We start from the raw sequence: 1054 nt of genomic DNA on the forward strand, positions 1-1054 counted from the left end.
GGGCCTCAGGGGCGGCGGCCTCGACGGCCTCCTCCTCGGGCTCCTCCGCGGCGGCGGGCTCCTCGGCCTGCGGCGCCTCGGCGACGGGCTCCTCCACCGGGGCCTCGACGACCGGCGCGGCCTCGACCACGCGACGGCGGCGGGGGCGGCGGGCCGGAGCGGCCGGGGCCTCCTCGGCCACCGGCTCGGCGGCGGGGGCCTCGGGGGCAGCGGCCTCCACGACCGGCGCCTCGACGACCGGCGCCTCGGCCTCGGTCGTGGGAGCACCGGCGGGCGCCTCCGCGCGCTTGCGGGTGCGCCGGGCCCGGGCGGGCTTCTCGGCGACGGGCTCGGCGACCTCGGCGACCTCGGCCCTGTCGGCCTTCTCCGCCTTCTCGGTCTTGCCCGCCTTGGTGGCCCTGGTGGCCCTGGTGGCCTTCGCGGGCTTCTCGGCGGCGGGCTCGGCCGCCGGGGCCTGCGCCGTCTCCGGAGCGGTCACCACGATCGGGGTGGCCTCCGGCGCCCCGGCCGGGGCCTCGGCGCGCTTGCGGGTCCGGCGGGCCCGGACCGGCTTCTCGGCGGCGGGCTCGGCCGCCGGCTCCACGGCCGGAGCCGGGGTGGCCGCGGCGGTCGGCGTCTCGGCCGGCAGCACCGTCTCGGCCGCCTCGGCGGCCGCACCCTGCGGGGTGCCCGCCGGGCGGGACACCGCGCGGCGACGACGGCGCGGCGGCGCGGCGGACGCGCCCTCGCCACCGGTCGCGGCGGTTTCGTTCTGGTCCGTGGCCGCAGTCTGCTGCGGATCGGTGTTATCGAGCATGCGGGTGGATCTCCCGTCAGGCCCCCGGGCTCCACATCCGGGCACGGCACGGCACCGCTGGGCGGCCGGCATCGCGACGATGCCCGGACCGGACCCTTTTGACGGTGCCGCCGCGCGGACGCGACGCCGCACAGGGGCTCGTAGTCTCGCTCGGCGCCCCGCGCTCGGCGGGGTGTCGAAAGTCTTCTGGTTCTGACCAGTCTTCTGAGGTTTTCCCAAGCTGCGCCGTCCCCCAACCCCGGGTGGCTCCCGGACGGG

Annotated in this window: 1 pseudogene; it reads right to left on the reverse strand. The window is 79.6% G+C overall.

The window, feature by feature from the left end:
• A pseudogene (locus ACIQOV_RS42695) lies at positions 1-796 on the reverse strand (ribonuclease E/G); the annotation flags it as partial.
• Positions 797-1054: the final 258 nt, after the last annotated feature.

Source organism: Kitasatospora sp. NPDC091257, from assembly GCF_044757675.1.
Classification (GTDB): domain Bacteria; phylum Actinomycetota; class Actinomycetes; order Streptomycetales; family Streptomycetaceae; genus Kitasatospora; species Kitasatospora lactacystinica.